Genomic DNA, 25,537 nt, shown 5'->3' on the forward strand with positions numbered 1-25,537 from the left:
AGGGGCTATCCACCTTGGACTGCCCCTTTTATATTGAATGAAGTATTTGTTTTATTGATTTGTGTTTTTTTTACTAAAGTATCAATAGAATCAATCGTTTGGTTTATCGCGAAATGCAACGAATTCATTGGTCTGAATAAACCTTGCGCTTGCATTTATACAACGGTAGGCTTCCGTAATCATAAATAAGTTTTTTTCGCTATTTACTCGCTTTAACCGTAAATGGAACGACATACTGTCCCCACTCCAAAGAAACAGTTCCTTGTGGCGTCGCATTGATCTTAAACTGTTCCTGTGAATTGCTTGCTGTGGCATTGCTAACAGAAACACGTAGGGCATCTTCGTTAGCATCATATTTTGTTCCCCACTGATTCCACACTTTATTAAAAATAATTGTTGTTTCGTGTTCCCCAGGGATACTGTAAAGACCATATTTTCCAGCGGCTAATTTCTTGCCTTCAACCAATACATCTTTATTAAATTCGATGGTGGTCGCTTCATTCGCTCCAGTACGCCATACAATGCCGATAGGGGCGATATCAACACCAAGCTGACGGCCTTTCAATGAAGGGCGGCTATAGTTAATGTCGATCGTGACACCATCGGTGGTGGTTACTTTGGTGTTGTCTGGAGGACTCGGGCGTTTACTTTTGTCGGTCTGCGCAAAGGTAAGTTGCCCAATTAAGGTCAGAATTGTTAAAATTAGTACTCTCATTTTTCGTATAGTATTGATTAAACAATTAAATATAAGGTTTTTAAATTATGGAATTGTTAGTTTTTTTTGAAGACTTTGGGTGAGGTATTTTGGTTATATAAACGGGAAAAGCCAGGATATGAATCACTGGCTCTTTTCATTTATACCTATTATTTAAACAAGATATTCAAATAGTGTCTGGTCTTTGTTGATTTCAATGACATCAAACTTATATTCTTTCATGCGTTCAATCAATGTTTCGTAATCTTCAGGCTTGTTGAGCTCTATGCCGACTAGGGCTGGACCTCTTTCGCGTTCTGTTTTTTTGATAAACTCAAAACGGGTAATATCATCCTTAGGTCCCAATACTTCAGAAACGAAGAGTTTTAATGCACCTGGGCGTTGTGGGAAACGAACGATAAAATAATGTTTGTAGCCTTCGTAAAGCAGAGACAATTCTTTGATTTCACTCATGCGGTCGATATCGTTGTTTCCACCGGATATGATACAGACGACTTTCTTGCCTTTAATTTCATCTTTGTGAAATTCAAGAGCAGCTACCGATAAAGCACCCGCGGGCTCAACGACAATTGCATCCTTATTATACAGCTCTAGGATGCAGGTACAGATCTTTCCTTCAGGAATAGAGCGTGTATCATCCAACAATTGCTTGGCAATTTCAAATGTCGTTGCACCGATCTTTTTAACGGCGGCCCCATCAACAAATTTGTTGATATGCTCGAGCTCGATCGGTGCGCCATGTGTCAAAGCCGCTTGCATAGAAGGAGCTCCTTCGGGTTCAACACCATAACATTTGATCGCTTTGTTTTTACTCTTCAGGTAATAGCTCGCCCCCGCGGCAAGTCCACCGCCACCAATTGGGATAAATATGGCATCCATATCGGGAAGATCTTGTAGAGCTTCAACGGCCACAGTACCCTGTCCTTCCACAACTTTGAGATCATCAAATGGCGGGATGAAAGTCATGCCATGCTCTGCTGTGTAAGCCAACGCCGCTTTTTGACAGTCATCAAAAGTGTCTCCCGTCAAGATAATCTCTACATTACCGTTACCCCACATTTCCGTTTGTGAGATCTTTTGGCGTGGTGTCGGTCCCGGCATAAATATCACACCTTTGATGTCGAGTTTATTGCAGGAGAAAGCAACGCCTTGGGCGTGGTTACCTGCACTCGCACATACAACGCCGCGTTGTCGCTCTTCCGCTGTTAAGGAGATAATTTTATTGTAGGCACCGCGTAATTTATAGGAACGTACGACTTGTAAATCTTCCCGTTTGAGATAGACTTCGGCACCGTATTTTTCGGACAGATGCCGATTATATTGAAGCGGAGTTCTGTTGACCACAGACTTGATGCGGTCAAGTGTAGCTTCTGAATTGATGTTTAAGGTTGATAGATTCATTGTTAGATGATTGCCTAGTTAAGGTAGCAAATAAAACGCAGATATTCGCTGTTATATGAGAGATTCTACCTATACAGTGTTTAAATTTAGTTGATTTTGAATAGAAGACCGTCTGAACACATGCTAAAATAATAATCAGCTATGCGTCCTGTGGATCCTTTTAAAAAATGTACTTATGATAAAAAAAGGCTGCATCTGCAGCCTTCCTTTTTTTATATTTTTTCCTGGATGAGGCTTTTTAGGTCATCATCACAAATATTTTTCTTTTCGTCGGCTAAAACCAGGAAACGTTGATAGCAATCTGCTAAATCATCTTTTTCAAGATGGAAACCTAAACGCTCCAAATGGTGCTTAAGGGCATGTCTACCTGAACGAGCTGTCAGGATAATATCAGCTTCATCCAAACCAACATCTTCTGGTCTGATGATCTCATAGTTTTCGCGGTGTTTTAGGAAACCATCTTGGTGAATACCCGAGCTATGCGCGAAGGCATTACGGCCAACGATTGCTTTATTCGGTTGGACAGGCATGTTCATCATTTCACTTACCTTGCGCGATAAGTACGTAAACATGCGGCTATCGATGTTTGATGTTAAGCTTCCAAACGACTGGTTGTGTACTTTAAGGATCATGGCTACTTCTTCAAGCGACGTGTTTCCGGCACGTTCACCGATACCGTTGATTGTACATTCTACCTGACGGGCTCCATTTTGAATGGCAGCGATAGAATTTGCTGTTGCAAGTCCTAGGTCATTGTGACAATGTGCGGAAATAATTGCCTGATCGATATTGCGCACATTCTCCTTGAGATACTTGATTTTTGACCCATACTGATCCGGCAAACAATAACCGTTTGTATCAGGAATGTTGACCACCGTAGCACCAGCCGCAATCACCGACTCAACCATTTTAGCTAGAAATTCCAAGTCTGCGCGACCAGCATCTTCTGCATAAAACTCGACATCTTCCACATAGGATTTGGCATGTTTTACAGCCGCAACAGCACGTTCTAAAATTTCTTCTCTTGTGCTGTTGAATTTATATTTGATATGCATGTCCGAAGAACCAATGCCGGTATGGATACGTGGGCGTTTGGCATATTTTAATGCCTCGGCAGCTACGTCAATATCGTTTTGATTGGCACGGGTCAATGCACATATAATAACATCGTTCACCGCTTTAGATAATTCTACCACCGATTGAAAATCACCAGGGCTAGACACTGGGAAACCGGCTTCGATAATATCTACCCCTAGTTTTTCCAAGTCTTTAGCAATCTCAATTTTCTCTGGAGTAGTTAATTGGCAGCCTGGTACCTGTTCGCCATCACGTAAGGTGGTGTCGAAAATGTAAAGATGATTAGGATCGTGTAACATAATTTCTTAATTCAAAAGATTTACAAATTAAAAAGGGTATACTATTTAATAAACTCCAATACTTTTTCACCCATTTCCTGAGTACCTAAGATTTTTGAAGATTCAGTGCTGCTGTTGGCAATATCACCGGTTCTCCAACCAGCTTTTAATGTTTCAGCAACAGCATTGGTAACAGCTTTAGCTTCGTCCTGTAGACCAAAGCTAATATCAAGCATCAAGGCTGCAGATAAAATTGAAGCAAGTGGATTTGCTTTATTTTGACCAGCGATATCGTGTGCTGAGCCGTGGATAGGTTCGAAGAAGCCTGTGCCATCACCTACGGAAGCAGAAGCCAACATACCCATTGAGCCCGCGATCTGTGAGGCTTCGTCTGTCAAGATATCACCAAAAAGATTTGCCGTCAATACCACATCGAATTTCTTCGGATTTTTAACCAATTGCATGGCTGCATTATCGATAAACATGTGCTCAGTTTCAACATCCGGATATTCTTTTGCGATTTCCTGTACCACTTCTCTCCATAGGCGGGATGTTTCCAATACATTGGCTTTATCAACAGAGCATAATCTTTTGTTACGTGTGCGTGCTGCATCATAAGCTTTACGTGCGATACGTTCAACCTCGTAACGGTGGTAGTTCATCAGATCTGACGCAAAGGTGTTGTCCTCATTACGGTTTTTTTCACCAAAATACACATCACCTGTCAATTCACGGAAGAAAAGGATATCTGTACCTTGAAGAATTTCAGGTTTTAAACTCGAAGCATCCAATAACTCGTCGAATAAAAGGATTGGACGAAGATTTGCATAAAGACCTAGTTCTTTACGGATTTTCAACAAGCCTTGTTCAGGTCTTACTTTAGCAGAAGGATCATTATCATACTTGATATGGCCAATGGCGCCGAAAAGGATCGCATCAGAAGCTTTTGCTTTCGCTAATGTTTCATCAGGAAGAGGGTTGCCCGTAGCTTCAATTGCAGTATGGCCCATGATAGCTTCATCAAAGCTGAATTCATGACCATAATTTTCACCGATTTTTTCTAAAACTTTTTTACCCCAAGTTGTTACTTCTTGACCGATGCCATCTCCAGGTATGATTAAAATATTTTTCTTCATTGTATTTTTAGTATTGAGCTATCAGTGATATGTATATTGAAACTTTGGAAGATAGGCCTAAGCCCTATTGTAATGTCTTTATTTTTGACTTTTGATTTCCAGTGTTTTGTCGATAGCTTGATTCTTTTTTTATTTTTTTGTTCTTGTTTTCGAATTAATTGAAGTTATCCACATTTTTTATGTGGATAAAGCTTCTTTTTTGTGGATAACTTCGGATACAGCCTTTACTTCTCCTTTTTCCAACACGATTTTATTGTCAATGCAGGTTGGTAGTTGTGTCTGGAAGTGCCCTACATAAATGAGCGTCTGGCCACTTTTACTGAGGTCATCAATGACATCGTTGAAATACTGGGTCTGCTCTTTATCTAAGCCCTGACAAGGTTCGTCCAAAATCAGCAATTCTGGATGTTTCACGATCGTGCGAGCCAATAGGACCAAACGTTGTTGGCCTAATGGTAACGACCCCAAGGTTTTGTGTTTAACCTCTTTAAGGTCAAAAAAATGGAGAATTTGCTCGAGCTTTTGCTGTTGTTCAAATCCTAATCGCTGGTATAGGCTCATGGAATCAAAAAATCCAGAAGCAATAGTCTGCCCAACGTTGGCATTCATATCATAGTACCAATGCAATTCTGGCGATATAATACCCAAATGTTCTTTGATATCCCAAATGCTTTCTCCAGATCCTCTTTTTTTGCCAAAAAGATGGATGTCGTTGGCATAGGCCTGTGGATGATCGCCGTTGATTAAACTGAGCAACGTGGATTTTCCTGAACCATTATGCCCTTGTAACAACCATTTTTCGCCGGCTTTTACTTCCCAGTCAATATTCTTTAAGACTTGTTTTTCGCCATAGGAGATATTGATCTTGTTCATTTTTACCATGATCGGAGAAGTTACTTCAGGGGCTCGTTGCAGAAAATAGGGGAGTGCCTTTCTTGTGCGGGGCAATCCTCTGGATAACGCATTGCTATTTTGGCGAATAACAATCTTACCATGCTGGATTTCCGCAAAACGATTGATGCAGCTTGGTTGTTCATCATCATTGCTAATGAGCAACAAAGAAACGCCTTTATCTGCAAGCTGATCAAAAATCTGATTGAGATCTTTCCGAGACTGTGCATCTAGTCCTGTATAAGGCTGGTCGATAATGAGCACCTGAGGTTGAAGCCACAGCGCTTTGATCAATTGTAGTCTTTTGTGTTCGCCACTTGAAAGTTCAATCAACTGCTGATCTTTGAAATTTTCGAATCCAAAAATGTTCAGGTAAGAACGTACGTTTTCAAAAGAAAGCTGTTCTTCTTGCGCAAAATGTTTCAACTCAGCAAAAACCGTTAATGTATCGTTTTTTGCAAATTTGTTGTAGCGCTGTTGGTAATAGAAATTGCGATCGCCTTCAAGATTGGTAAACTGAAACCAATTGGAAACGTAGTGAATTTTCGCTGGCAGTGGGCTTGTTGGATTAAGGTGGAATGTGATCTCGCCTTCATACTTCAATTGCCCGGCAATCGCTTTTGCAAGTGTGGTTTTTCCTGTACCGCTAGGACCGCCTAAGATCCATTGTTCGCCAGGAAAAATTTGCCAATTTAAGTCTTGCAGTACGGTATCTTTACCGTACTGAATGGTTAAATTGGCAATATGGACGACAGGATCTACCATTGTCTGTTTGCTTCAAATGCTTCGATTGAATCTTTCTGGTTAAGGATAAAATCAATGTCATCATATCCATTGATCAAACATGATTTTTTGTATGGATTGATTTCAAACTCAAATTGATCACCTGTCTCTGTCAACATGACTGTTTGTTTTTCAAGATCAACGATAATCGCTGTTGTCGGATTTTGGTGCACCAATTCGAAAATTTTTGCCAAAAACTCTTCGGGTACCTGAATCGGTAATACACCATTGTTAAGGGCATTTCCTTTGAATATATCGGCAAAGAATGAGCTGATGACCACATCAAAACCATAGTCTTGAATAGCCCATGCGGCATGTTCGCGGCTTGAACCACAACCAAAATTCTTACCGGCAACCAATATTTTCCCTGTATAGGTCGGATTGTTCAGTACAAAGTCAGTTTTGGGCTGATTGTCTGTATCAAAACGCCAGTCGCGGAATAAATTATCACCAAAACCTTCACGCGTGGTTGCTTTTAGAAAGCGTGCTGGAATAATTTGATCGGTATCAATATTTTCGATAGGTAGAGGGACTACCTGTGACGTTAAAGTTTCAAATTTTTTCATTTTTTTCTGCTTAGATCAACTCTCTTACATCGGTTACTTTACCTGTTACTGCCGCAGCTGCTGCTGTCAAAGGAGATACCAGCATGGTGCGGGCATTCGGTCCCTGACGCCCTTCGAAATTTCTATTTGAAGTCGAAACACAATATTTACCAGCAGGGATTTTATCTTCGTTCATACCTAAACATGCCGAGCATCCGGGTTCACGTAACTGGAATCCTGCCGCTTCAAATATTTTATCCAAGCCTTCTTCTTTAGCTTGTTTTTCTACTTGTTTTGAGCCCGGTACAATCCATACTTCAACGTCTTGTGCTTTTTGCTTGCCTTTAACGAATGAAGCTACTTCACGTAAATCTTCAATACGGGAATTGGTACAACTTCCGATGAACACATAATCAACACGGTTGCCTAAGACTGTTGAGTCATCTTTGAAGCCCATGTAATCCAATGCTTTTTGGTACGATGGTCTTTCTGATTCCGCTTGTGCGCTAGTTGCTGGAATATGCTCAGCGATACCCATACCCATGCCTGGGTTAGTACCATAAGTAATCATTGGCGCAATGTCTGCAGCATCAAAAGTCAACACTTTATCAAAGATGGCATCTTCGTCAGAATACAATGTTTTCCAGTACGCTAGGGCTTTATCCCATTCCTCACCTTTCGGCGCGAATTCACGGCCTTCTACATAGTCGAAAGTGATCTGATCCGGAGCAATTAAGCCTCCACGTGCACCCATTTCGATACTCATGTTACAAATGGTCATACGTGCTTCCATGCTTAATGAACGGATTGCTGAACCGGCATATTCAATAAAGTAACCTGTACCGCCCGCAGCAGAGATTTTGGAGATGATATATAGGATGATATCTTTTGCCCCAACACAGTTTTGAAGGGGACCGTTGACTTCAATTTTCATTGTTTTTGGCTTCGACTGCAATAAACATTGTGTTGCGAAGACCTGTTCAACTTGAGAGGTTCCAATACCAAAAGCAATAGCTCCAAAAGCACCATGTGTTGAGGTATGACTATCGCCACAGACCATCGTTTTACCTGGTAGGGTGATACCCAGCTCCGGACCAATAACGTGTACAATCCCTTGGTATGGATGCCCCAAACCATATAATTCAATACCAAATTCAGCACAATTTTTGGTGAGCATATCAACTTGATAACGGGATAGCTCTTCTTTGATCGGTAAATGTTGATTGAGTGTCGGTACGTTGTGGTCGGCAGTAGCTACCGTTTGCTTTGGACGAAAAACTGGGATTCCTCTTTTACGCAAACCATCGAAAGCTTGAGGTGAAGTAACTTCATGAATCAAGTGGGTGTCGATATATATAATATCCGGAAACCCTTCTTCACGCTTGACGACGTGCGCATCCCAAATCTTTTCTACTAATGTTTTTGACATTTTTTATTCTCTCTTATGTTATTTTTATATGAACCAAGGTGATATTGTAAATGTCTCAATATCACCTTGATTTCAATATACTAAATTACGAAATATTCATGATTTTTGGAGCATGTATAATTTCGTATGAACTTTTAAACAGTTTTGATCGCTTTCATTGCAGTCATCGCTTTACGCAATTTGCGACCAACGATTTCTACAGGGTGATCACGCAAAATTTCATTGATGACAACCAATTGTGCGTTATCAACTGCAGCATCTTTGTTGTCGTTAAAGTTTTTACCGACTAAATCCGTATCAACAGTTTTCATGAAGTCTGCCAACAAAGGTTTACAAGCTTGGTCGAATAGGTAACAACCGTATTCTGCTGTATCAGAGATAACACGGTTCATTTCGAACAACTTCTTGCGAGCGATTGTGTTAGCGATCAATGGTGTTTCGTGCAATGATTCGTAGTATGCTGATTCTGGTTTGATACCTGCTTCAACCATTGTTTCGAATGCCAATTCAACACCTGCACGGATGAAAGCAACCATTAGCGTATAGTTGTCGAAGTATTCTTGTTCGTTGATTTTAACATCACCAGCAGGTGTTTTTTCGAATGCAGTTTCACCTGTTTCGGCTCTCCATTTCAATAAATTTGCATCACCATTTGCCCAATCTTCCATCATGGTCTTGCTAAAGTGACCTGACATGATATCATCTTGGTGTTTTTGGAATAAAGGACGCATGATATCCTTCAATTCTTCTGAGATCTCAAATGCTTTTACTTTTGCAGGGTTGCTCAAACGGTCCATCATTCCGCTTACACCACCATGTTTCAAGGCTTCCGTAATCACTTCTACACCGTATTGTACCAATTTCGATGCGTAACCAGCTTCGATACCTTTCTCGATCATTTTGTCGAAAGACAAGATCGATCCTGTTTGCAACAATCCACAAAGAATTGTTTGCTCACCCATCAAATCTGATTTTACCTCAGCTACGAATGAAGATTTCAATACACCAGCCTTGTGTCCACCTGTCCCTACACAGTACGCTTTTGCTTCAGCCCAGCCTTTTCCTTGTGGATCATTTTCCGGGTGAACAGCGATTAAAGTAGGAACACCAAAACCACGAAGGTACTCTGCACGAACCTCAGAACCTGGACATTTTGGAGCAACCATGATGACAGTAATATCTTTACGGATTTGCATACCTTCTTCAACGATGTTGAAACCGTGTGAATACGATAACGTAGCGCCTTCTTTCATCAAGGGCATTACAGCGTTGATTACTGAAGTATGTTGTTTATCTGGAGTCAAGTTGATAACTAAATCCGCAGATGGGATCAATTCTTCGTAAGTGCCTACGTTAAAGTTGTTGTCCGTAGCGTTTTTCCAAGAATCTCTTTTTTGTTCAATAGCTTCTTTACGCAAAGCATAAGAAACGTCCAGTCCGCTATCTCTTAAGTTTAAACCTTGGTTCAAGCCTTGCGCACCACATCCTACGATTACGATTTTTTTACCTTTTAAAGCATTTACACCATCCGTGAATTCGGTGTTGTCCATGAATTCAGCGTGACTTAATTGTTCTAACTGCTCTCTAAGCGGTAAGGTGTTGAAATAATTTGCCATTGTTTTACTTTCTTTCTGTTATGGGTTGTTGATTATTTATTTTAATTCTTGTACTAATCTGCGTTGTGCCATGGCGTAACCGAAATGAACGTTGTCGTGTCCTGATGTCAGGGCAATGACCTCTTCGATCGTGTCCATCGGATAACCATAGGTCGCCGTTGAAAAGGAGGTGATTTCTCCGAAAACACCGTTCTCATAGTCAGCAGCAATTTGCTCAATACTGCGGATTGCGATTTCTTTCAATTCATCAACCTCTGCTTGTTCAACAAAGCGGGTTGGCTTGGTGTCTTTTTTATAATCTTCGTTATAGTTCACCCAAGTCGTATCGGCCTTGATTCCCGTACGGACATAGACCAAGGTCTGTGTACTGACGACAATGTGCGCAAAATTCCAGATGATATTGTTGTTAAATCCCGCGGGAATTTTGTTAAGCTGTTCAATGGAAAGACCGTCAAGTAATTCAATGAATTTTTGACGTGACTTTAAGATAAATTTAAATGTCTCTTGCATAATACTATTAAAGCTTACATTGTAAATACATCATCTCTTTTGTCGAGATACTCGTTTTCTACAATTTCTATCGATGGTTCCTTGGCTTCAAACTGAACCAATTTGGAATGGAAACCTGCACTATCTTTAATGATAGCGATACGTGCGCCACGGACAAATTCGATCAAACCATATTTGGTCAATTCTTCTGTCAACTTATCGATCTCCTCGCGGTGACCTGCAGTTTCAAAGACAATATAGTCGTTGCGGATCACAACAACATTGGCACCATATTGACGTAATAAACGTTCTACATATACTTTTTCATTGACCACATCCGCAGGTACTTTATACAGCGCCTGTTCTTGCCAGATCACTTCATCATTGGTGTTGTAATAGGCCTTAAGGATATCAATCTGTTTTTCCAGTTGACGACAAAGCTTACGTAGAACATCTTCAGCCTCCGTGATTACGATGGTAAAACGATGTATTCCTTCTACTTCAGAAGGGGAAGTATTCAAGCTTTCAATATTGATTTTTCTTCTTGAAAAAATTGTTGAGATCCGACCGATAAGACCGATTGAATTCTCTGTATATAAGGTGATGGTATATTCTTGTTTTTCCATGTTAAATTCTACTTTAAACGTATCTCAGATACCGATGTTCCTTGTGCAACCATTGGGAATACATTGTTTTCCTTACCTACCATCACTTCCAATAGATATGCTCCGTCGTGATCAATCATGGTTTTCAGGGCATTACGTAAGTCTTTACGTTCCGAAATCTTCTGACCGTCGATGTAATAGCCTTTCGCTACAGCAACAAAGTCAGGACTCGTGATATTCACGAATGAATAACGTCTGTCATGGAACAATTGCTGCCACTGGCGTACCATGCCCAAGAATTCATTGTTGAGGATCATGATTTTGACTTTTGCGCCAAATTGCATAATCGTTCCGAGCTCTTGGATCGTCATTTGTATACCACCATCACCGATGATTGCTACGACAGTTTTTTCTGGCGCGCCATACCAGGCACCGATTGCTGCTGGAAGACCAAAGCCCATTGTACCTAAGCCTCCTGAGGTTACATTCGATTTGCTGTTGTTGAATTTAGCATAGCGACAGGTTACCATTTGGTGTTGACCGACGTCCGTTGTAATGATCGCATCACCGCCTGTCAATTCATTCAACACATGGATGACCTCACCCATGGTCATAATATCGGTTTGTGGGTGAAGTTCATTTTGGATGACTTCTTTGATTTCTTCTTTTTCAAGTTCACGGAATTGTGCAAGCCAGGCGGAATGATCTGTAGCGTTTACCAATTCCGTCAGCATTGGAAGTGACTCTTTACAGTCGCCCCATACAGGTACGGTTGTCTGTACGTTTTTGTCAATCTCTGCTGGGTCTATATCCAAATGGATTACTTTTGCTTGTTTGGCATATTTGTCCAAACGACCTGTTACACGGTCATCGAAACGCATACCAATGGCTATTAAAACATCACATTCATTGGTCATGACATTTGGCGCATAGTTACCATGCATACCCAACATCCCTACGTGAAGTTTATGATCCGTTGGAAGTGCACTTAAGCCCATGACAGTCGATGCCGATGGAATTCCTGTCTTCTCGATAAAAGCTTTGAACTCTTCCTCTGCTTTTCCAAGAATGATGCCTTGTCCAAAAAGAACAAATGGTTTTTTTGCTTTGTTGATTAACTCGGCTGCCTGCTCAACATATTCTTTACGAACTTGTGGTGCAGGTCTATAGCTACGTACGTGGTTGCATTTTTCATAACCGAAGTAATCGAACAATTGTAGCTGTGCATTTTTAGTGATATCGATCAATACCGGTCCTGGACGACCTGTGCTGGCAATATAAAATGCTTTTGCGAGTGCAGCTGGAATTTCAGTTGCGTCGGTGACTTGGTAGTTCCATTTTGTGACTGGTGCCGTGATATTGATGACATCTGTTTCCTGAAAAGCATCTGTTCCCAAGAGTGAAGCAAAGACCTGACCTGTGACACAGACGATAGGGTTACTATCGATCATGGCATCAGCCAGTCCAGTAACTAGGTTTGTTGCTCCAGGACCACTTGTCGCAAAGACGACGCCTGTACGACCTGAAGTTCTTGCATAACCTTGCGCCGCGTGGATTCCACCTTGTTCATGGCGCACTAAAATATGCTTCAGACGATCCGTATAATCATAAAGGGCATCATAGATCGGCATAATTGCGCCTCCAGGATAACCAAATACGGTATCAACTCCTTCGCTCAATAAGGCCTCCAATACAGCTTTCGATCCCGAAATTTGTGTCGGAGTTTGCTGCGCTGTAGCGGCCTTATTTTCTGTTATTTCCAGTGTACTCATTACGTTGATTTTTTTATTGTTGATTATTCAGTCTTTTAGTATTTAGATATTAGATCTGAGACATTAAGCATCGATTGTTTAGGTCTTTATCTGCTTAATGTCTCTGTTTTTTATTTTCTACTGATCCGTTACGCAGCCTTCTGAGGCATCGGCAACAGTTTTAGCGTATTTGTATAAAACGCCTTTGTTAACTTTTAACGCTGGTTGTACCCAAGCGGCACGTCGTTGCGCGATCTCATCATCGGAAAGCAGCACATTGATGCTGTTATTTACCGCATCGATCTCGATAATGTCATCATCATGTACAAGACCAATTAATCCGCCTTTGTAAGATTCTGGTGTGATATGCCCTACGACAAAACCATGTGTTCCACCTGAGAAACGGCCATCGGTAATTAAAGCAACAGATTTACCAAGACCGGCACCAATAATCAAGGAGGTTGGTTTAAGCATTTCAGGCATGCCTGGCGCTCCAACAGGACCTTCATTTTTGATCACGACAACATCTCCTGGTTTGATTCTACCAGATGCAATACCGGCCACTAAATCATGCTCTCCATCGAATACGCGTGCAGGACCAGTGAATTTTTCACCTTCTTTACCGGAGATCTTGGCAACAGAACCTTTCTCTGCTAAGTTCCCGTAAAGAATCTGTAAGTGTCCTGTAGCCTTGATTGGATCGCTCAAGGGTTTGATAATCGGTTGGTCATATTCCATGATTGATTTAACATCCGCCAAGTTCTCAGCGACTGTTTTTCCTGTTACCGTGATACAGTCACCATGCAATAAACCTTCATTTAAAAGATATTTCATGACAGCAGGAGTTCCTCCGAATTGCTGAAGATCTTGCATCAAGTATTTACCGGATGGTTTGAAGTCAGCTAATACAGGAGTTTCGTCACTCATGCGTTGGAAGTCATCTTGCGTGATATCTACGCCTACGGCTTTGCCTATTGCGATAAAGTGAAGTACAGCATTGGTACTACCACCCAAGATAACAATGGTACGTAGTGCGTTCTCAAATGCTTTACGTGTCATGATATCAGAGGGCTTGATATCTTTCTCAAGCAGCGTGCGGATATGTTGACCTGCCTCTAAACATTCATTTTTCTTTTCTTCCGAGATCGCTGGATTGGAAGATGAGTATGGTAAGCTCATTCCCAAGGCTTCAATTGCCGAAGCCATGGTATTTGCTGTATACATTCCGCCACAAGCACCAGCACCAGGGCAGGTATGTTTGATAATGCCTTCATAGTCTTCATCCGAAAGATTTCCGCAGATGCGTTGTCCCAATGCTTCAAATGCAGACACAATGTTTAATTCTTCACCTTTATAGTGGCCTGGAGCGATAGTACCGCCATACACCATTAAAGAAGGACGGTCCAAACGGGCCATTGCCATAATTGCACCGGGCATGTTTTTGTCACAGCCAGGAATAGAGATCAAGCCATCATAATACTGTCCACCACAGATCGTTTCGATACTATCAGCGATCACATCACGACTTACCAGCGAATAACGCATCCCATCGGTACCATTGCTCATACCATCACTGACGCCAATGGTTCCAAAGGTCAAACCTACTAAATCATTGTTCCAAACGCCCTTCTTGACAATTTGTGCCAAATCATTTAAGTGCATATTACACGTATTACCATCATATCCCATGCTGGCAATACCGACCTGTGCTTTGTCCATGTCGGCATCCGTAAGACCGATACCATAAAGCATTGCTTTTGCAGCAGGTTGCGTTTCGTCTTGTGTAAATGTACGGCTGTATTTGTTCATTGCGTTTTCGCCGTTAGATGATGACTTCATAATTTTCGTTCTCTAATACTAAATTTTTATATCTTCTTTGGATTGATGCACCTATGCTGTGTTCCCAGACTTCTTTGTAGATGACATCATCGACTTGTTTGATTCCGATAATTTCTGCCGCAGTCCCGCATAAAAAAGCGCTGTCAGCAGTGTAAATATCTTCTACCGTCAATTGCTTTTCAATGACTTCAAAGTTTAATTTTTTACAGATGTTTTTTACAGTCTGACGTGTAATGCCCGGGAAGATATTCTTCACTGGCGGCGTATAGATTTTGAAATCCTTTTCGATGAAAATATTTTCACTGGATGCTTGGGCGACGTAGCCTTCGTGGTCGAGCATTAACGCTTCGTCGTAACCCTTCCTGATGGCTTCTGTTGTCGCAAGGATGGAGTTTACATATTGCCCAGAGATCTTCGAGTCAATTTTAAACGACTTTGGATTAGGTCTTTTGATATCAGAGATACATACCTTTAATAGGTTTTGACCAAGATATGGCCCCCATTCCCATGCTGCCATCATGATGGTTGCTTCGGTTGATGAGGTTAGGTGCATATTTGAACCGGTCAATACCAATGGACGTATATAAGCTTCTCTTAGGTTGTTGTTGGCCAAGAGCTCATAACAGATGTCGATCAGCTCTCGGTTGCTCCAACGATAGGGAATATTAACGGCTTCACACGATCTCTTTAAGCGATCGAAATGCATGTCAGCTTTAAAGATACGTGGCCCATTGTGGGTATTATACGCACGTAAACCATCGAACACCGCATACCCATAATGCAGTGACTGTGCAAAGGGATCCAATGCAGCTTCGGAAGCTTTTACAAAAGCTCCATCTAAATAGATCAACGTGTTTTTATCGTAATATTTCATAACCCAAAATTTACCGAAGTATAATAGTTCCCCTTGTTGTAATATTGGTGGTAAATCATGCTATCTCAATCTTCTATAAAAACTTTCGATTTTCATTTCCTCAAGGTAGCAGGAATTACAATAATTGGCAATAGGCAAAGTGCTAATTTTGTATTTAGAATAAAATTTCATTAAATCTGTTTTTGTGAAATTTTATTTTTTAATAATTCGTTTTATTCGGTTTTATATTTTGTCAGTCGTATACCATATTTAAAATTGGTCTACAGGTGTAAAATATTATTTTTTGTTACAATGGCCAATTTTCTTCCTAAAATGAAGAAAATGTCAAAAAAACTTTAAAAAAAAGCTTCCGATATTTCTATCGGAAGCTTTTTAGATTTTATAAAATCGATTTGATTTAATCTCCGATAATTCCTTCAGCAAGCACGGTAATGACATTGTCTTTTGCTTCCACAACACCACCTTTAATGAACACTTCTTGTTCACCTTTACCTTGTTGAATAATTACTTTTCCATCTTCCAAAGTAGAAACAATGGCAGCGTGGTCTTTCAAAATTTGAAAAGAACCCGCAGTGCCCGGTACAGTAACAGAAGTTACTTCGCCTTCGAATGCTAATTTGTCTGGAGTGATAATTGTTAATTTCATTATTCTTAGATATAATCTAGATTAAACTGCTTCTGCTAATAATTTTTTACCTTTTTCGATAGCATCATCGATGTTACCTACTAAGTTGAAGGCAGCTTCAGGGTACTCATCTACTTCCCCGTCAATGATCATATTGAACCCTTTAATGGTATCTTTGATGTCTACCAATACACCTTTTAAACCTGTAAATTGTTCTGCAACGTGGAAAGGTTGAGATAAGAAACGTTGTACACGACGTGCGCGGTGTACAGTTTGTTTATCTTCTTCAGATAATTCGTCCATACCTAAGATGGCGATGATATCTTGCAATTCTTTATAACGTTGAAGAATTTCTTTTACACGTTGTGCAGTATTATAGTGTTCGTTACCTAAAACGGCAGGAGAAAGGATACGTGATGTAGAATCCAAAGGATCCACAGCAGGGTAGATACCTAGCTCAGCGATTTTACGAGACAATACTGTAGTTGCGTCCAAGTGAGCGAAAGTTGTCGCTGGAGCAGGGTCAGTTAAGTCATCGGCAGGTACATATACAGCTTGAACCGAAGTGATTGATCCGTTTTTAGTTGAAGTGATACGCTCTTGCATTAAACCCATTTCAGTTGCCAATGTTGGTTGGTAACCTACGGCTGAAGGCATACGACCCAATAGGGCAGATACTTCAGAACCCGCTTGTGTAAAACGGAAGATATTATCGATGAAGAATAATACGTCACGGCCTTGACCTTCGCCATCACCGTCACGGAAGTATTCCGCAACTGTCAAACCTGATAAAGCAACACGCGCACGTGCACCAGGAGGCTCGTTCATTTGACCGAATACGAAAGTACATTTAGAATCTTTCATCAATTCGTGGTCAACAGTATCCAAAGGCCATTCGCCTTTTTCCATGCCTTCCATAAAGTGCTCACCATATTTGATGATACCAGACTCCAACATCTCGCGCAATAAGTCATTACCTTCACGTGTACGTTCACCTACACCGGCGAATACAGAAAGACCACCGTGACCTTTTGCGATATTGTTGATTAATTCTTGGATTAATACAGTTTTACCTACACCGGCACCACCGAATAAACCAATTTTACCACCTTTAGCATATGGCTCTAAAAGGTCAATAACTTTGATACCAGTAAAAAGTACTTCGGATTCAGTTGACAAATCTTCGAATTTAGGAGGTACGTTGTGGATAGGACGACCATTCTCTTTATTCAAATTTTGGATCCCGTCTATGGCATCACCAACTACATTGAATACACGACCTTTGATTTCTTCACCAACAGGCATTTTGATAGGAGCACCAGTATCGACAACTTCCATTCCGCGAACTAAACCTTCAGTTGCGTCCATGGCAATTGTACGTACACGATCCTGACCTAAGTGTTGTTGAACTTCTAATACAACACGTTGTCCATTTTCTTTTTGAATGTACAATGCATCGTAAATTTTAGGTAGATTTTCACTGTCGGCGAAGTTGACGTCAACAACTGGGCCGATAATCTGCGCTATTTTACCAATCTTGGGCATATTATAGGGACTAAATATTTATTAATCAATTTTATATAAGAGACATAAAAGGCCTCTTTTTTGGTCAGCAAAAATAAGGTTATTCGTTTTTAAAAACAAATAGAATTTGCAATTAAATTACAATTTTATTAATGTAGGTCAAAATGTTATCGATTGTAATTCTGTATGTTTCGATTTCTATACCTGCAAATATAGTTTTTCTCTTTTATCCGGCGATGTATTTTTGAAGTTTACAGCTTTACTTCGCTGAATCTTTTATTCGTTTAGGAATGGAACCTGATTAAATAAAATCGACCTGTAACGGAGTGCCTCTAGGATTCGTTACAGGTCGATCGAAATAAATCTGCTATTTTATGAAAAGCAGGACTAGATTTTTTTGTTTAATTCGTCCTGCAACTGGCGCTTGAGCAGTTGTTCCTTTTCCATCGATTTTTTGCGGAAAGTAGCGAATTCCTCTTGCGATTGCTCGGCTGTTTTTTGGAATTCCACCGTGTCCACTTTCGCTTTCCGGTAAGAAAATAAAAAGATAAATGCTGCTACTGCCAATACCGCAATGATCGTCCAGACAACAGTATTGTAAAAAGTTTTAGATGTATTGATTCCCAAGAAAGAGAAACTTTCTGTTTTTTCCTTCTCCTGTGCCAGCTGATCTTTTAAAACCTGAATTGAATCTTGTAAAGTTTTGGTATTGGATGTATAGTTGCTTGAAGATGATTTTAAAGAGCTGATTTCCTTGTGGAGTTTTGCTACGGTATCAATTACATTTCGTTTCACAATATCAAGATTGGTTTTTCGTACCATCTTGAAATCATAGTTGTTTTTCGAAATATAATTCAGGTGGTCAAATTGATTCGCCAAACTTCCTTTTTTTAATCCATCCGGGCTGTATTTGAAGGCATTATCCTGTTGTGCTGCTGTAGTGGCGGGAGCCGCAGCGGGAGTTTGTGCCTTCAATAGCGTATGTGATGAAATAAATAAAATCGTAAAGAATATAAATGCTAATCTCAATTTGCTCATGTTGTTTATTTTATAAAATGCGTTAATCCAGCCTATCCAAATTGCAAAACCAGGATGTACCTGTGATAAATATAAGGAATTATTGAAAAAACGAAAATGTTAAGTGAAATATATTCCAATACATACCTGATTTTCCGTCACTTTATTATGATTCGATCGACCAACTTGGCAAATACCGTAAAAAGGACATGATCTTTTCCTTATAGATTGCCGTATTTAGTTTGAAATAGTAGGCTCCTTTTTTTGAGTTTTCCTTGTCTTTTTCTTCCAGTTTGATGATGAGGTCTGAAGAAAGCAGTTTTCGGCTGAAATTGCGCTTATCCAACTCGATATTGTAAACACCCTCATAGAGTGCTGCAATCTGGGGAATCGTGAATTTCTCAGGCAGCAATTCAAATAATATCGGATACAAAGCTGCTTTCATGCGTAGACGGTGCTGTGCAGAAGCGATCATCTGATCATGATCGAAGATCAGTGTTGGGTGCTCCTGTAACGGAAACCATTGGGCTTCGTAATCGTCACTGAGGATATGTTGATATTGCTGCGTATCGATCAGCGCAAAATAACAGATACTGACAACCCGGTCGCTAGGTTCACGCTTAGGTTCACCGAATACACTACATTGCTCCATGTATACATTTTCAAGCCCTGTTAACTGTTTGAGCACCCGGCTCGCCGCCTCTTCCGGACTTTCGTCAGATTGAACGAAACCACCCATCAGACTCCATTTATTTCGTTCGGGTTCGAAATCACGTTTAATTAAAAGTACTTCAAGGGATTCGCCGTTAAATCCAAATATGATACAGTCTACTGCCAAAAGGATCCCTGAATCTTTTTTATAATATTCCATCGTCTATCGTTTTATCTTTTTTTATCTGACACCACCCCATTTATTCCACGAGCAAAACTATGTAAAAAAGTAAATAGCTAAAAATAAGTATAATAATTGTCTGATACATCCCTTTAAAAGGCTTTTATACGCCTATGTCAGGAATTCGGGTTAACCATAATTTGCTGCTATGAAGTTAGCTCTATTTTTTAAATATGAAAATTTTCTTTCATATTTAAAAAAATAAATGTTTATTTGACACTAATTATTTTTTCAGTGCGAACTTCAGAAAGGGGGGGATTGAAAAATAAGGCGTTAGAGACAATTATAAGTTATAAACCAAATTCAGCAAAAATGAATAAATCGTATGTCATTGGGGTGGACTATGGAAGTGATTCGGTCCGTTCGGTATTGGTTGATGCTAACAATGGCGAGGAGATCGCTTCTTCTGTATTTTACTACCCGCGATGGAAAAGAGGGGCGTATTGTGATGCTGCTTTAAGTCAGTTTAGGCAGCACCCCTTGGATTATATCGAAGGCTTGGAAGCGACAATTAAAGATTGCTTGCTCAAATCGGAAATCGACAATATTGGCAAAGCTGTAAAAGCAATTTCCGTGGATACGACGGGATCTACTCCAGTTGCTGTCAACGCAGCCGGCGTTCCATTGGCGCTGTTGGACGAGTTTAAAGACAACCCCAATGCCATGTTTGTCTTATGGAAAGATCATACAGCCGTTAGAGAGGCCAAAGAAATTAACCTGCACAATCAAAATAGTTCGGTGGATTATTTGAAGTATGTGGGCGGAGTATACTCTTCGGAATGGTTCTGGGCCAAATTACTTCATATTTTTAGAGCAGATGAAAAAGTCCGTGCCGCCACATATAGCTGGGTTGAGCATTGCGATTATATTCCATTTCTATTGACGGGAGGAAAACAGGTGTCTGCGATGAAGCGTGGGGTTTGTTCAGCGGGGCATAAATCGCTTTGGGCCGAAGAATTTGATGGCCTACCGCCAAATTCTTTCTTTTCAACACTTGATCCATTGCTGGATGGTTTGGTTGATCGTTTGTTTTCCGAAACATACACTGCTGATCAATCTGCTGGTCAGCTTTCGGAAGAATGGGCGCAACGATTAGGTCTTACAACCTCGGTCGTTGTCGGAGTAGGTGCATTTGACTGTCATATGGGGGCAGTAGGGGGACAAATAGAGCCATATTATCTGAGTAAGGTAATGGGGACATCGACCTGCGATATGCTAGTTGCCCCAAAGGAGGAGGTTCAGCATACGTTGGTCAGGGGAATCTGTGGTCAGGTAGACGGTTCGATTATACCGGGAATGATCGGTATGGAAGCTGGGCAATCGGCATTTGGAGATGCTTACGCTTGGCTGAAACAGGTGTTACTGTGGCCAACGAAAAATTTGATACAAGATATTGAAGAGATCGAAGCGCATACGCGTGAACAGTTGATGGCAACCCTGGAGGAGAAACTCTTGTTCAGCCTAAGTGAGCAGGCTGCATTACTTCCCGTAACGGCAACATCTGAATTAGCATTGGACTGGCTCAATGGTCGTCGAACTCCGGATGCGGATCAATCCTTGAAAGGAGCTATAACAGGTTTGCACCTCGGAACAGATGCCCCTCGGATCTTCAGAGCAATTGTCGAAGCGACTTGTTTTGGCGCAAAGGCTATTGTTGACCGTTTCGTGGAGCAGGGTATTCCGGTAAAAGGCTTGATCGGTTTAGGTGGAGTTGCAAAGAAATCCCCCTTTATTATGCAAATGATGGCCAATGTGATGAATATGCCTATTCGTATTCATAAAAGTGAACAGACTTGTGCCATTGGCGCAGCAATGTTCGCCGCAACAGCGGCTGGTTTATATGACCGGGTCGAGGATGCCATGAAGGCAATGGGGCAAGGTTTTGAACGAACCTATATACCAGAGGAAAAATGGGTAACCATCTACGCCGAACGCTACGAACATTACAAGGCTTTGGGAGCTTTCATCGAAGGAAAGGAATCGCTCGCCATTACTGTTTAACCATTCAAATTTTAATCATGTATAATTCAATTAAAGAAGAAGCCTACCATTGCAATATGCAATTGCCCCAGCTGGGATTGGTGCTTTTTACATTTGGAAATGTGAGTGTTGTCGATCGCCGTAAGGAAGTGTTTGCGATTAAACCAAGTGGAGTTCCATATGAAGAGCTTTCACCGGAACATATGGTGATTGTAGACTTTGATGGTCAGGTGGTTGAGGGGAATCTTCGGCCATCATCAGATACGAAAACTCACGCGCTACTGTATAAACATTGGAAGGAAATCGGTGGGATCACCCACACGCACTCCACCTATGCGACAGCATGGGCACAGGCGCAACGGGATATTCCCATTTTCGGAACGACACATGCAGATCATTTGACCGTCGATATTCCCTGTGCTCCACCAATGCACGATGAGATGATCGCCGGAAACTACGAGCATGAAACGGGGTTTCAGATTATCAATCACTTTGCCGAAAATAAGCTGGATTATAAAGAGGTGGAAATGATTCTGGTTGGTAACCACGCGCCGTTTGCCTGGGGTAAAACTGGAACAAAGTCTGTTTATAACAGTGCAGTATTGGAACAGGTTGCTAAAATGGCTTGGTTGACAGAACAAATCAATCCGAATGCGCCTCGATTAAAGCCTGCACTGATCAAAAAGCATTACGAAAGGAAGCATGGGGCCAACGCCTATTATGGTCAATAATTTTTAGTAATAAAAAATCTATAGCAAAAACTACAATTTAACATGAATATCAATTTAAAAGAGCTTGAGGTCTGGTTTGTCGTGGGAAGCCAAGACCTATATGGTGAAGAAACCTTGCGACAAGTTGCCCTACATGCTGAGGAAATAGCCAATTATTTAGATACCCAAGCAGCGATTCCAGTAGCGGTAAAATATAAACCGATCGTAAAAAATACGGACGAGATTTATGCAACATTGGCAGCCGCCAACAATGAGAAAAACTGTATTGGCGTTATTACCTGGATGCATACATTTTCACCTGCAAAGATGTGGATCCGAGGATTAAAAGCTTTGCAAAAGCCATTGTTGCATCTGCATACGCAGTATAACCAGGATATTCCATGGAATAGTATCGATATGGATTTTATGAATCTCAACCAGAGTGCGCATGGGGATCGCGAATTTGGACATATCGTTAGCCGCTTAAAAATAGGTCGTAAAGTCGTTACCGGGCATTGGCAAGATGCGGAAGTGTTGGAACGGATTAATGTTTGGGCACGTGCAGCAGCCGGATGGCACGACTGGCAGGGGGCTAAATTTGCACGATTTGGCGATAACATGCGTTATGTGGCTGTTACGGACGGCGATAAAGTAGAGGCAGAGGCGCAATTTGGTTTCGCTGTAAACACCTATGCCATTAGTGATTTGGTAGCGGTTATCAATGCGAGTACGGAAGCGGAAATCGCGGCATTATTAGCGGAGTACGAAGCGACTTATGAACTTGCCGAAAACGTGAAAGCTGACGGTGAATATCGTGCTAACCTCATCGAAGCTGCTAAAATAGAAATTGGCCTACGGAAATTTTTGGAACAAGGAAACTTTAAAGGTTTTACGGATACTTTTGAGGATCTGCATGGGATGGTACAACTTCCGGGCTTGGCAGTACAGCGTTTAATGGCTGAGGGGTATGGTTTTGCCGGCGAAGGGGATTGGAAGACTCCGGCTTTGGTGCGCGCTTGCAAAGTAATGGGTGCAGGATTAGCTGGAACAACCGCATTTATGGAGGACTACACTTACCATTTTGATCCGCAGAATCCCATGGTACTTGGCTCGCATATGTTAGAAGTAGACCCCGCTTTAGCAACTGGAAAACCGCGTATAGAAGTACATCCGCTAGGAATTGGCGGCAAGGCGGATCCTGCCCGTTTGGTTTTCAATGGCCAGAGCGGAGATGCATTGAATGCCTCTTTGGTCGATATGGGAACGCGTTTTCGTTTGATCGTGAATAAAGTACAAGGTGTTGCTGTGGAAGAAGAGTTACCTAAGCTTCCTGTTGCGCGTGTGTTATGGAAACCGCTGCCAGATATGAAAACAGGCTGTAGTTCCTGGATTGTGGCAGGGGGGGCGCACCATACAGCCTACAGCTTGAGCTTAACACCCGAATACCTGGAAGATTTTGCACGTATTGCCGGACTGGAATATGTATTGATTGACGAGGATACTACGGTAGCGAAACTCGAAGATCAATTGAAATGGAATGAACTATATTATTTACTGAGTAAATAATAACCTAAGCCATTTATACCTGCTCTTCGGGTATAAATGGCTTATAGATAATAACCAATTTGGGAAATATGGAAAAATTTGCAACGGTAGATTACATCATCTTCGTAATTTACTTCTTTATTGTAGCCGGTTATGGCTACTGGATTTATCGTAAAAAGACGAATAGTTTAAGCAGTAGCAAGGACTACTTTCTGGCGGAGGGATCATTGACTTGGTGGGCCATAGGTTCTTCGTTGATCGCATCGAATATTTCTGCTGAGCAGTTTATTGGTATGAGCGGTAATGGATTTGAGGTCGGTATTGCTGTAGCCGCTTATGAGCTCATTGCTGCGGTAGCGCTAATTATTGTTGCGGTTTGGTTTATTCCAGTTTATCTGAAAAACAAGATTTTCACGATGCCCCAGTTTTTGAACAACCGATACAATGAAACGACGAGTCTCATTATGGCAATCTTTTGGTTGTTTTTGTACGTTTTTGTCAATCTGACCTCCATTTTGTATCTCGGGGCAATCGCCATTTCGAGTATGGCCGGAGGTGGTGACAGCTTCCACATCATTACAGTTGCTCTAGCCGTATTTGCCGTTATCATCACTTTGGGCGGAATGCGTGTTATTGGCTTTACAGATGTTATTCAGGTTGTTGTATTAATTATTGGTGGTATAGCGACGACCTATGTGGCATTGACCTTGGTCAGTGAACATTTTGGTTTGGGACAAGACGCCTTAGCGGGATTCAATAAACTGATGGAAGATTCGCCGGAGCATTTTAACCTATTTGTCGATAAACCAGGGCCGGGTGCCAGTCAGGAAGATATTAATAAATATCTGATGTTGCCTGGAATAGGGATGTACCTTGCCGGGATCTGGATTGTCAACCTAAATTACTGGGGTTGTAACCAATACATCACACAACGCGCTTTGGGAGCTGATTTAAAGACCGCACGTACAGGGATTCTTTTTGCAGGATTTCTAAAATTGTTTATGCCGATTATCGTCATGCTTCCAGGAATAGCTGCTTATGTGCTTTATAAAAATGGCGCGTTACAACACGAAATGGCTCCTGGAGGGGTGTTTCATGCCGATAATGCGTACTCGGCAATATTGGGCTATCTGCCAAATGGAATGAAAGGATTAGCACTGGCGGCGCTTACGGCGGCTATTGTGGCCGGATTGGCCGGAAAGGCAAATAGTATCGCAACGATCTTTACACTGGATATCTTTAAAAAATACATCAATAAAGATGCGAGCGAAGCAAAAATGGTCTGGGTTGGAAAGATAACAATTGTGATCTCTATTCTACTTTCTGTTTTATTTACCTGGAATGATGCACTGGGCATCGGTGGCGCCGGAGGATTTACTTTTATCCAAAAATATACAGGCTTTATCAGTCCGGGTGTTTTTGCGATGTTTTTGCTCGGTATGTTCTGGAAAAGGACTACGGGTGCAGCCGCCATTACTGGCCTGGTTACGGGATTTGCATTGTCGGTATTTTTCAACGAGTTTGCAACAAAAGTTTTCGGACCAGAAACATGGATCTATACGGCATATCTTAACAAAGCGGGCGTTTATGAAATTCCATTTCAGATATGTATGGGATTAGCATTTGTGTTTACGATGATCGCTATGATTGCTGTCAGCTTATTTGGACCAAAAGTTAATCCAAAAGCTTTTGTATTGGATCGATCGATGTTTAAAGTGGAACCGTCCGTATTGGCATTAATTGTTGTGACTTTATTGTTGGTGACTGCTATCTATGTGCGTTTTTGGTAGAAATGTTGCCATTTGAATAATTAAA

At 41.2% G+C, this 25,537-nt stretch carries 21 protein-coding genes; 4 read left to right on the top strand and 17 right to left on the bottom strand.

What is annotated here, in order from left to right; translation table 11 throughout:
- Positions 1 to 199: 199 nt before the first annotated feature.
- The 17 genes from AACH28_RS18310 to AACH28_RS18390 form a co-directional block, all read right to left on the bottom strand.
- Entirely contained in the window at positions 200 to 715 is a 516-nt protein-coding gene (locus AACH28_RS18310; RefSeq protein WP_341831184.1) for a DUF2911 domain-containing protein, read from the bottom strand.
- A gap of 153 nt (positions 716 to 868) precedes the next feature.
- The gene (ilvA, locus tag AACH28_RS18315; RefSeq protein WP_088163111.1) at positions 869 to 2,116 is read right to left on the bottom strand and encodes a threonine ammonia-lyase IlvA; all 1,248 of its coding nucleotides are present in this window, start codon (positions 2,114 to 2,116) and stop codon (positions 869 to 871) included.
- Between the two features lie 212 nt (positions 2,117 to 2,328).
- Complete coding sequence (locus tag AACH28_RS18320) at positions 2,329 to 3,492, bottom strand: 2-isopropylmalate synthase (RefSeq protein WP_286832229.1); 1,164 nt, start codon at positions 3,490 to 3,492, stop codon at positions 2,329 to 2,331.
- A 41-nt stretch (positions 3,493 to 3,533) separates the two neighbouring features.
- The gene (gene leuB / locus AACH28_RS18325; protein WP_120335009.1) at positions 3,534 to 4,607 is read right to left on the bottom strand and encodes a 3-isopropylmalate dehydrogenase; all 1,074 of its coding nucleotides are present in this window, start codon (positions 4,605 to 4,607) and stop codon (positions 3,534 to 3,536) included.
- A 177-nt stretch (positions 4,608 to 4,784) separates the two neighbouring features.
- Complete coding sequence (locus tag AACH28_RS18330; RefSeq protein WP_286832227.1) at positions 4,785 to 6,263, bottom strand: ATP-binding cassette domain-containing protein; 1,479 nt, start codon at positions 6,261 to 6,263, stop codon at positions 4,785 to 4,787.
- The gene (gene leuD, locus AACH28_RS18335) at positions 6,257 to 6,847 is read right to left on the bottom strand and encodes a 3-isopropylmalate dehydratase small subunit (protein WP_075994369.1); all 591 of its coding nucleotides are present in this window, start codon (positions 6,845 to 6,847) and stop codon (positions 6,257 to 6,259) included. Before leuD ends, AACH28_RS18330 begins: the two co-directional genes overlap by 7 nt.
- A 10-nt stretch (positions 6,848 to 6,857) precedes the next feature.
- The gene (gene leuC, locus AACH28_RS18340; protein ID WP_341831185.1) at positions 6,858 to 8,255 is read right to left on the bottom strand and encodes a 3-isopropylmalate dehydratase large subunit; all 1,398 of its coding nucleotides are present in this window, start codon (positions 8,253 to 8,255) and stop codon (positions 6,858 to 6,860) included.
- 134 nt (positions 8,256 to 8,389) lie between these two features.
- Positions 8,390 to 9,871 carry a ketol-acid reductoisomerase gene (ilvC, locus tag AACH28_RS18345; RefSeq protein WP_088163107.1) on the bottom strand — a complete coding sequence of 494 codons (1,482 nt, stop codon included), beginning with the start codon at positions 9,869 to 9,871 and terminating at the stop codon, positions 8,390 to 8,392.
- 36 nt (positions 9,872 to 9,907) lie between these two features.
- Entirely contained in the window at positions 9,908 to 10,381 is a 474-nt protein-coding gene (locus AACH28_RS18350) for a DinB family protein (RefSeq protein WP_286832216.1), read from the bottom strand.
- Positions 10,382 to 10,395: 14 nt separating this feature from the next.
- Positions 10,396 to 10,986, bottom strand: coding sequence for an acetolactate synthase small subunit (ilvN, locus tag AACH28_RS18355; protein WP_070570155.1), 591 nt, complete (start codon positions 10,984 to 10,986; stop codon positions 10,396 to 10,398).
- 8 nt (positions 10,987 to 10,994) lie between these two features.
- Positions 10,995 to 12,737: a biosynthetic-type acetolactate synthase large subunit gene (ilvB, locus tag AACH28_RS18360; RefSeq protein WP_286832214.1), complete on the bottom strand. Its 1,743-nt coding sequence runs from the start codon at positions 12,735 to 12,737 to the stop codon at positions 10,995 to 10,997.
- Between the two features lie 117 nt (positions 12,738 to 12,854).
- On the bottom strand, positions 12,855 to 14,555 hold the full coding sequence (ilvD, locus tag AACH28_RS18365; RefSeq protein WP_286832212.1) for a dihydroxy-acid dehydratase: 1,701 nt from the start codon (positions 14,553 to 14,555) through the stop codon (positions 12,855 to 12,857).
- The gene (locus AACH28_RS18370; RefSeq protein ID WP_286832210.1) at positions 14,539 to 15,429 is read right to left on the bottom strand and encodes a branched-chain amino acid transaminase; all 891 of its coding nucleotides are present in this window, start codon (positions 15,427 to 15,429) and stop codon (positions 14,539 to 14,541) included. Before AACH28_RS18370 ends, ilvD begins: the two co-directional genes overlap by 17 nt.
- A gap of 397 nt (positions 15,430 to 15,826) precedes the next feature.
- On the bottom strand, positions 15,827 to 16,075 hold the full coding sequence (gene atpC, locus AACH28_RS18375; RefSeq protein ID WP_046673737.1) for an ATP synthase F1 subunit epsilon: 249 nt from the start codon (positions 16,073 to 16,075) through the stop codon (positions 15,827 to 15,829).
- Positions 16,076 to 16,096: 21 nt separating this feature from the next.
- Positions 16,097 to 17,599 carry a F0F1 ATP synthase subunit beta gene (atpD, locus tag AACH28_RS18380; protein ID WP_075994361.1) on the bottom strand — a complete coding sequence of 501 codons (1,503 nt, stop codon included), beginning with the start codon at positions 17,597 to 17,599 and terminating at the stop codon, positions 16,097 to 16,099.
- A 366-nt stretch (positions 17,600 to 17,965) separates the two neighbouring features.
- Positions 17,966 to 18,616, bottom strand: a complete 651-nt coding sequence (locus tag AACH28_RS18385; RefSeq protein WP_088163102.1) for a hypothetical protein — start codon at positions 18,614 to 18,616, stop codon at positions 17,966 to 17,968.
- 145 nt (positions 18,617 to 18,761) lie between these two features.
- The gene (locus AACH28_RS18390; RefSeq protein WP_201669665.1) at positions 18,762 to 19,466 is read right to left on the bottom strand and encodes an NrtR DNA-binding winged helix domain-containing protein; all 705 of its coding nucleotides are present in this window, start codon (positions 19,464 to 19,466) and stop codon (positions 18,762 to 18,764) included.
- A 333-nt stretch (positions 19,467 to 19,799) separates the two neighbouring features.
- Here AACH28_RS18390 and AACH28_RS18395 point away from each other — a divergent pair, with 333 nt between their 5' ends.
- The 4 genes from AACH28_RS18395 to AACH28_RS18410 all read left to right on the top strand — a co-directional run bounded on the left by AACH28_RS18395 (position 19,800) and on the right by AACH28_RS18410 (position 25,512).
- The gene (locus AACH28_RS18395) at positions 19,800 to 21,488 is read left to right on the top strand and encodes a ribulokinase (RefSeq protein ID WP_341831186.1); all 1,689 of its coding nucleotides are present in this window, start codon (positions 19,800 to 19,802) and stop codon (positions 21,486 to 21,488) included.
- A 17-nt stretch (positions 21,489 to 21,505) separates the two neighbouring features.
- A complete protein-coding gene (locus AACH28_RS18400; protein WP_286734537.1) occupies positions 21,506 to 22,198 on the top strand; it encodes an L-ribulose-5-phosphate 4-epimerase in 693 nt (230 codons plus the stop codon).
- 42 nt (positions 22,199 to 22,240) lie between these two features.
- Positions 22,241 to 23,743 carry an L-arabinose isomerase gene (araA, locus tag AACH28_RS18405; RefSeq protein ID WP_341831187.1) on the top strand — a complete coding sequence of 501 codons (1,503 nt, stop codon included), beginning with the start codon at positions 22,241 to 22,243 and terminating at the stop codon, positions 23,741 to 23,743.
- Between the two features lie 68 nt (positions 23,744 to 23,811).
- Positions 23,812 to 25,512: a sodium:solute symporter family transporter gene (locus AACH28_RS18410; protein ID WP_286852080.1), complete on the top strand. Its 1,701-nt coding sequence runs from the start codon at positions 23,812 to 23,814 to the stop codon at positions 25,510 to 25,512.
- Positions 25,513 to 25,537 lie beyond the last annotated feature (25 nt).

Source organism: Sphingobacterium thalpophilum (genome assembly GCF_038396785.1).
Classification (GTDB): Bacteria; Bacteroidota; Bacteroidia; order Sphingobacteriales; family Sphingobacteriaceae; genus Sphingobacterium; species Sphingobacterium thalpophilum_A.